Below are 6,518 nucleotides of genomic sequence, written 5' to 3'. Positions count from 1 at the left end.
CACGCTGCCGTAAGCCGCCATCCCGATGAAGACGGCTGAAGCGGAGATGAAGGCCCCGCCGATTTGGGCACCCGTGTAGGCAAAAGCCAAAAGGGAGAATTCTAGCCCGTAGACAACCGCGATAGCCATCAACATGAAGAAGGCCGTTGTCGGCTTGCGAGTAGCCTTAAAGCTGATGCCCACGCTCAAAATCAGCGGCAATAGCAGCAAGACCCAGAGGAAGACCCGGTTGGTGAGTAGCGGCAGCAGGCTGCCAGAGAAGACCGTCAAGGTCAAGTAGGCAGTCAAGGCTGAGACCAGAACCGCCAGGCCCATGATGGAATACATTTTCGTTAAAAAGCCATTGAGCGCTGAGTCGTCAACGATGTGGCGGCGCTCTTGTTCAGGCGAAACGTTAAACATAATTTCTTTTGCTCTTTCTAAAAAACTAAAAAAACTGTGGACAGAATTTATTCCCAGATTGCCGTTTTATTCCGGTAATCAACGTGATATCCAGGGTTTAGATATAACAATAACATAGCCTCTAAAAAAAGCAAGCCGGACGGTTCTTCCGCTAAAAAAAACTAAAGAAAAAATCAAGAAAGTCCGGCTTGCAGGAAAAATATCGGAGTCAATAGATTGAAGAAAGCGGATAAAAGGTTCAAAATTAATAGCTAGAGGAGGTCAAAATATGTCAAAAGAATATGCTGATCGGCCAATCGGCGTTTTTGATTCCGGCCAGGGGGGCCTCACGGTCCTCAGCCGCCTGGTTGATCTGATGCCAAACGAAGACTATGTCTTCTATGGCGACTCAGCCAATGCCCCTTACGGGGTAAAGAGCAAGGAAGAAGTCTACCAGCTGGCCAAGTGGGTAGTTGATGAACTGATTGACAAACACCAGGTCAAGGCCGTCATGATTGCCTGCAACACGGCAACCAGCGCGGCGGCTGACCGCCTGCGCCGGGAATACTCCCTGCCGATCATCGGGATCGAACCGGCTGTCAAGCCGGCAGCTGAAGAAAATCCCGGCCGGCAGGTTGTTGCCATGGCCACTCCCTTGACCCTGGAGCAGGATAAGTTCAACCAGCTGGTTGCCGAATGTGCTGAGCCTGGTCAGGTGCTCAAAGTGCCAGCCCCGAAACTGGTCGAATTGATCGAAAAAGGGAAAACTGACAGCCCGGCCATTTACCAGTACCTGGAAGAATTGCTGGCCCCATATGTCGGCAAGGCGGCAGGAGTGGTCCTGGGCTGCACCCACTTTCCTTTTGCCAAGCAGGCCATCCAGGAGATCTTAGGCCCCCAGGCCAAGGTCTATGACGGAGCCATCGGGGCCGCTGCTGAAGTCAAGCGGCAACTTGCCAGCCGGGATGAACTGAATGCCAGCAGCCAGCCTGGCCAGATCCTGTTTGAAAACAGTGCCCCAGCCGGCGCCGATTTGAGCAAGCGCCTCTATGCCCTTTACCGGCAAAAGCAGTAGCTGGCAAAAGGCGTTTTTTCAGCTAGAATAATAGTAAGAAAGCAAACAATTAGCTTTAGATTATTAAAAGCAAACAATTAGCTTTAGATTATTAGAGGAAGATTTATGCAAAAGCCAGCAGAATGCACGACCATTTTAGTCGGCAAGGACGCCACCATTGATGGCTCCACGATGATTGCCCGCAGTGAAGACGGCGGCAGCACCATTATCCCTGAAGCCTTTATCGCGGTTAACCCGAAAGATCAGCCAAAGCACTACAAGGCAGTGATCAGCGGCCAGGAAATCGATGATGAAGACCTGCTGCCAAACCCGCTACGCTACACCAGCGCTCCAGACGCTTCCGGCAAGAACGGGATCTGGGCCGCTGCCGGGATCAACGACGCTACGGTAGCCATGACGGCCACGGAAACCATCACCACCAACAGCCGGATCCAAGGGATCGACCCCTTAGTTGAAGAAGGGGGCCTGGGCGAAGAAGACTTTGTCACTTTGACTTTGCCATACATCCATTCGGCCAGAGAAGGGGTCAAGCGCCTGGGCTACCTGGTGGAAAAGTACGGGACCTACGAAATGAACGGGTCAGCCTTTGCCGACCATGACGAAGTCTGGTACATCGAAACCATCGGCGGCCACCACTGGGCTGCCCGCAGGATTCCGGACGATGCCTATGTGGCAGCGCCAAACCGCTTGAATATCGACTTCTTTGACTTTAACGACGAAGAAAACTTCATGTGCTCAAGTGACTTGCTGGACATCATCAACGAATACCACTTGAATCCGGACTACCAAGGCTACAACCTCCGTCACATCTTTGGTTCATCCACCATCAAGGATGCTCACTACAACAATCCGCGGGCCTGGTACATCCACCGCTACTTCGACTCTGAATGGGAAGGCGAGCCAGGGGACCAGGACCAGCCTTTCATCACTTACGCCAAGAAGAAGATCAGCCCGGAAGACATCAAGTTCCTGGAAAGCTCCCACTACCAGGACACCAAGTACGATGTCTACAGCACGACCAACACTGAAGCGGAAAAGAAGCTCTTCCGCCCAATCGGGATCAACCGGAACTTCGAAACCCACATTCTACAAATCAGAAATGACGTTGAAGAAGGTATCGCCGGCGTGCAGTGGCTGGCCTTTGGCCCGAACACTTTTAACTGCTTCGTGCCTTTCTACACCAACGTTACGACTACTCCGGCCAGCTTCCAGACCGGTCCGGACTTTGATTTGACCAAGATCTTTTGGCTCAACAAGCTGAACGCCCAGCTCGGCGACACCAACTACAAGGTTTACAGCGCTTTGGAGCAGGCTTTTGAAGAAAAGACCATGGCTAAATTGCGCCAGATCGAAAACGAAACTGACCGGGCTGTTAAGGGCTTGACTGGCCGCGACTTGCAAAAGAAGCTGGAAGAAGCCAACCAGAAGATGGCTGACTTGACTTACAAGCAGACCGTAGCCTTGACCGGGGAAATGGTCAAGGACGGCCACAGCTTGATGAAGCTGAAGTACGACCTGCTGGATTAATTGGAGATTATTGATGAAAAAAGCCGCTGAAATTCAAATGCTGAAGGACTTTTCAAATGCCAACGCCACTTCCGGCTTTGAAAATGAATTCGTTGACCTTTTTACCAAGACGGTCAAGGACTACGCCGACCTTGAAGTCGACGGGATGCTGAACGTCTACGCTTCCAAGAAGCAGAACACTGGCAAGCGGCCGGTGATCCAGTTGGACGCCCACTCAGACGCCGTGGGCTTCTTGACCCAGGCTATCCGGCCAAACGGTTTGATCAAGTTCGTGACCCTGGGCGGCTGGAACAATGTGGTTCTGCCGGCCCTCAAGGTCAAGGTCAGAAACCGGGACGGAGAATACATCCCCGGCGTCGTGGCTTTAAAGCCGCCCCACTTCATGTCGGAAGCTGAAAGAAAGTCTGTCCCGCAGGTTGCTGATTTGTCTATTGACGTCGGCTCCTCCAGCCGGGAAGAAACGATCAATGACTACAAGATCGACACTGGCTGCCCGATTTTTGTTGACGTGGACTGTGAATACAATGAAAAGACTGGCCTCTTCTTCGGCAAGGACTTTGACGATCGCTTCGGCGCTGCTGCCATGGCTGACATCCTGGAAAACTTGAAGGATGAAGAAGTCAACTTTGACCTGGTTGCCGCCTTGTCCAGCCAGGAAGAAGTCGGCCTGCGGGGGGCCTATGTCACGGCCCGCAAGATCAAGCCGGACCTCTGCCTGGTTCTGGAAAGCTGCCCGGCGGATGATACTTTTGAACCGGACTGGCTGTCTCAGACTGGCCTTAAGCGGGGACCAATGCTGCGGGACATGGACGTCACCTTCCTGCCAAACCCCAAGTTCCAGCAATACGCCTGCGACTTGGCTGATAAAAACGGGATTCCTTACACCCGGTCAGTCAGAACTGGTGGCGGGCAAGACGGGGCGGCCATCTACTACGAAAACGGGGCCCCGACCATCGTGATCGGGATTCCGGTCCGCTATGAGCATTCCCCATACTGCTTCAGCAGCTACAAGGACTACAAGGCTGCTGTTGATCTGGCCTTGGCGATTATTAGAGATATCGATAAGGAAAAGCTGGAATCATTTAAAAGCTTTAATTAATTAAGGGAACTTTTTACCTTGTTAGCGCTTTAAGGATCTGCTAGACTAAATTAAGTCAAATTGAATAAAAGCCACTAGGGGAGCGAAAGCTGAGATGACGAAAGTCGACCCTTTGAACCTGACCAAGGTAATTCTTGCGCAAGGGAAGTGTTTCTTAAACATGATTTCAAACTCCTAGCCGGCAATTGTTGGATAGGAGTTTTTTTAATGCTTAGAAGAGAGAGCAAGTGGAATGTGAAGGCTATTATCTTGATGGCCTTGATTGGGATTATTATGGGGGTTATCTACACTTACATCGTCAACCTCATCTACAATTCAGTTGAATTAGCCTTGAACCTTGTCGGCCTGGGGCCTTTAGCCGGGCAGATCTGCGCCGGTCTTTGGTACATGGCTGCGCCTTTGGCCATGTACTTCGTGCCAACCTTTGGCTCCGGGATTGTCGGGGAAACCCTGGCTGCTACGGTTGAAATGGCCTTCGGTGGCCAGTGGGGGGCAATGACCATCCTGCAAGGGCTGGTGCAGGGGGCCTGCAACGAAATCGGCTTCTTCCCGAAGAAGGAAAACTATGACCGCTTCGGCTGGGGCAGCTTGATTACCGGGGCAGTCTGCTGCGCGGTGGCCGGCTATGTAATGTCTTACTTAACTTACGGCTGGAGTGCCTACAAGCCAGCCATCTTGATTGAAATGTTCATCGCCTGCATCATTTCTTCCATCGTCTTTGACGCGGTTTTGGTCAAGCTGATCACTAAGCTCTTTGACCGGGTCATGGCCAAGTAGTTTCGTAAAGTTATCATTTTTTTGATAAAAATAATCAAAAATGCGTGACAAGCCCTCCTTAAAGTTGTATGATGAAAAACATTGTTAGTTATCTTTCAAGGGGGGAGCAAAATGATGCATTTAATTTTAAGCAGACTAAAGAAGATGAACCGGGCATACTGGAGCACGGTTGGCCTCTTGCTGGCCTTGATGCTGCTGACTGCTTGGATTGGCCTGCATACCTTTGCTTACCTGAATCTATAAAATCAAAATTTGCCAGAAAAAACGCGTGAACTTGCAAGTTCACGCGTTTTTGTTTTCTTCAAAATATTGAGGTTATTTTGTTCCTCTTAGCCGTTGATAATGGACAAGAGCTTGGAGGAGACCATGTCGATGGCCACTTGTTTTTCCCCACCCTGGGGGATGATGATGTCGGCATACTTCTTGCTTGGCTCAACGAACTGGTTGTAGCTTGGTTTAACCGTAGCCAGGTACTGGGAGATGATCCAGTCGATTGACCGGCCCCGTTCCTGGGTGTCCCGCTGCAAGCGGCGGATGAAGCGGATGTCGTCGTCAGCGTCGACAAAAAGCTTGATGTCCATGAACTTCCGCAATTCTTCTGAAGCCAAAACCAGGATCCCTTCCAGGATGATGATGTCGGCTGGCTCAACATGAATAGTGTCCTTGGCCCGGGAGAGGATGTTGAAGTTGTAGGTCGGCATTTCAATTGCCTTGCCATCCAGCAGGTCCTGCAGCTGCTCAATCAAGAGGTCAGTGTCGTAAGCATTGGGATGGTCGTAGTTGATCTTCTTGCGTTCATCCATGCTGAGGGCTGAATTGTCGTTGTAGTAGGCATCTTCAGTCAGAATTAGCACCCGGTCAGCTGGCAGGCGCTTGCTGATTTCCTTGGAGACTGTCGTCTTGCCTGAGCCTGACCCCCCGGCAATCCCAATGACGAGTGGTTTCTGCTTAGCCATTATTCTGCCTCTTTTTCTGCTAAATCATTGCGGCGGAGGATGTCGCGGACTTTCGTGGTCAGCATGTCCAAAGCGACATCGTTGGCCCCGCCTTCTGGCACGATGATGTTGGCGTAGCGCTTGCTTGGCTCAACAAACTGGTGGTAGCTTGGCTTAACCGTGGCCAAGTACTGGTCGATGATTGAGTCAAAGGACCGGCCCCGTTCAGCCATGTCCCGGTGCTGGCGGCGGATCAAGCGGATGTCGTCGTCAGTGTCGACGAAGATCTTGATGTCCATCAAGTTCCGTAATTCTTCCGAGGCCAGAACCAGGATCCCTTCCAGGATGATGATATCAGCTGGCTCAACGTGGACCGTTTCCGTGCTGCGCAGGTGGGTGGTGAAGTCATAGATCGGCATCTCGATGGCTTTGCCATTCAGCAGGTCCTGCAGCTGGCTGATTAAGAGCTCAGTATCAAAAGCATCCGGATGGTCGAAATTAATTTTATTTCTTTCAGCCATGGACATTTCCGGGTGGTTCTTATAATAAGAGTCTTCCGTGATGATCCGGATCCGGTCGTTTTTGAACTGGTCATATAATTCGTGGGCAATGGTCGTCTTCCCCGACCCGCTGCCGCCGGCGATACCAATAATGATGGGGTGTTGCTTTTTTGACATTGTAAAACTCCTTTAGCTATTAATTATAGAGTCCAGCCGGGGCCGGG

The 6,518-nt window shown here is 51.3% G+C and carries 8 protein-coding genes and 1 riboswitch; of the genes, 5 read left to right on the top strand and 3 right to left on the bottom strand.

The features are described 5' to 3' along the window. Positions 1 to 402: Bax inhibitor-1 family protein (locus FD23_RS10230; protein ID WP_236743868.1), on the bottom strand; the 402-nt coding region annotated here is incomplete at its 3' end. Positions 403 to 670: 268 nt separating this feature from the next. Between FD23_RS10230 and murI the strand changes: the two genes are divergently transcribed. The 5 genes from murI to FD23_RS10885 all read left to right on the top strand — a co-directional run bounded on the left by murI (position 671) and on the right by FD23_RS10885 (position 5,102). After that, the gene (gene murI, locus FD23_RS03200) at positions 671 to 1,456 is read left to right on the top strand and encodes a glutamate racemase (RefSeq protein ID WP_025895462.1); all 786 of its coding nucleotides are present in this window, start codon (positions 671 to 673) and stop codon (positions 1,454 to 1,456) included. A 105-nt stretch (positions 1,457 to 1,561) separates the two neighbouring features. Next, on the top strand, positions 1,562 to 2,983 hold the full coding sequence (locus tag FD23_RS03195) for a C69 family dipeptidase (protein ID WP_052933565.1): 1,422 nt from the start codon (positions 1,562 to 1,564) through the stop codon (positions 2,981 to 2,983). A gap of 13 nt (positions 2,984 to 2,996) precedes the next feature. Next, positions 2,997 to 4,082: a M42 family metallopeptidase gene (locus tag FD23_RS03190; RefSeq protein WP_013439183.1), complete on the top strand. Its 1,086-nt coding sequence runs from the start codon at positions 2,997 to 2,999 to the stop codon at positions 4,080 to 4,082. A 66-nt stretch (positions 4,083 to 4,148) separates the two neighbouring features. Next, positions 4,149 to 4,245: riboswitch (TPP riboswitch) on the top strand. Between the two features lie 44 nt (positions 4,246 to 4,289). Further along, a complete protein-coding gene (locus FD23_RS03185) occupies positions 4,290 to 4,859 on the top strand; it encodes an ECF transporter S component (protein WP_025895461.1) in 570 nt (189 codons plus the stop codon). Positions 4,860 to 4,970: 111 nt separating this feature from the next. Continuing rightward, a complete protein-coding gene (locus tag FD23_RS10885; RefSeq protein WP_257786477.1) occupies positions 4,971 to 5,102 on the top strand; it encodes a hypothetical protein in 132 nt (43 codons plus the stop codon). An 86-nt stretch (positions 5,103 to 5,188) separates the two neighbouring features. Here FD23_RS10885 and udk (FD23_RS03180) read toward each other — a convergent pair whose 3' ends face one another. Together udk (FD23_RS03180) and udk (FD23_RS03175) are read right to left on the bottom strand one after the other, a co-directional pair. Beyond that, complete coding sequence (gene udk / locus FD23_RS03180; protein ID WP_052933566.1) at positions 5,189 to 5,815, bottom strand: uridine kinase; 627 nt, start codon at positions 5,813 to 5,815, stop codon at positions 5,189 to 5,191. After that, the gene (gene udk / locus FD23_RS03175) at positions 5,815 to 6,471 is read right to left on the bottom strand and encodes a uridine kinase (protein WP_003617126.1); all 657 of its coding nucleotides are present in this window, start codon (positions 6,469 to 6,471) and stop codon (positions 5,815 to 5,817) included. Before udk (FD23_RS03175) ends, udk (FD23_RS03180) begins: the two co-directional genes overlap by 1 nt. Positions 6,472 to 6,518 lie beyond the last annotated feature (47 nt).

The organism is Lactobacillus delbrueckii subsp. delbrueckii DSM 20074 = JCM 1012 (genome assembly GCF_001433875.1).
Lineage (GTDB): Bacteria > Bacillota > Bacilli > Lactobacillales > Lactobacillaceae > Lactobacillus > Lactobacillus delbrueckii.
Note: the sequence above shows the minus strand (reverse complement) of the source record. Positions and strands in the feature narration are given on the sequence as shown.

Excerpts from the sequence above, each read along its gene's own strand:
- FD23_RS03185 (WP_025895461.1), top strand. The coding sequence starts at position 4,290 with ATGCTTAGAAGAGAGAGCAAGTGGAATGTGAAGGCTATTATCTTGATG.
- FD23_RS03190 (WP_013439183.1), top strand. The coding sequence starts at position 2,997 with ATGAAAAAAGCCGCTGAAATTCAAATGCTGAAGGACTTTTCAAATGCC.
- FD23_RS10885 (WP_257786477.1), top strand. The coding sequence starts at position 4,971 with ATGATGCATTTAATTTTAAGCAGACTAAAGAAGATGAACCGGGCATAC.
- udk (WP_052933566.1), bottom strand. The coding sequence starts at position 5,815 with ATGGCTAAGCAGAAACCACTCGTCATTGGGATTGCCGGGGGGTCAGGC.
- udk (WP_003617126.1), bottom strand. The coding sequence starts at position 6,471 with ATGTCAAAAAAGCAACACCCCATCATTATTGGTATCGCCGGCGGCAGC.
- FD23_RS03195 (WP_052933565.1), top strand. The coding sequence starts at position 1,562 with ATGCAAAAGCCAGCAGAATGCACGACCATTTTAGTCGGCAAGGACGCC.
- murI (WP_025895462.1), top strand. The coding sequence starts at position 671 with ATGTCAAAAGAATATGCTGATCGGCCAATCGGCGTTTTTGATTCCGGC.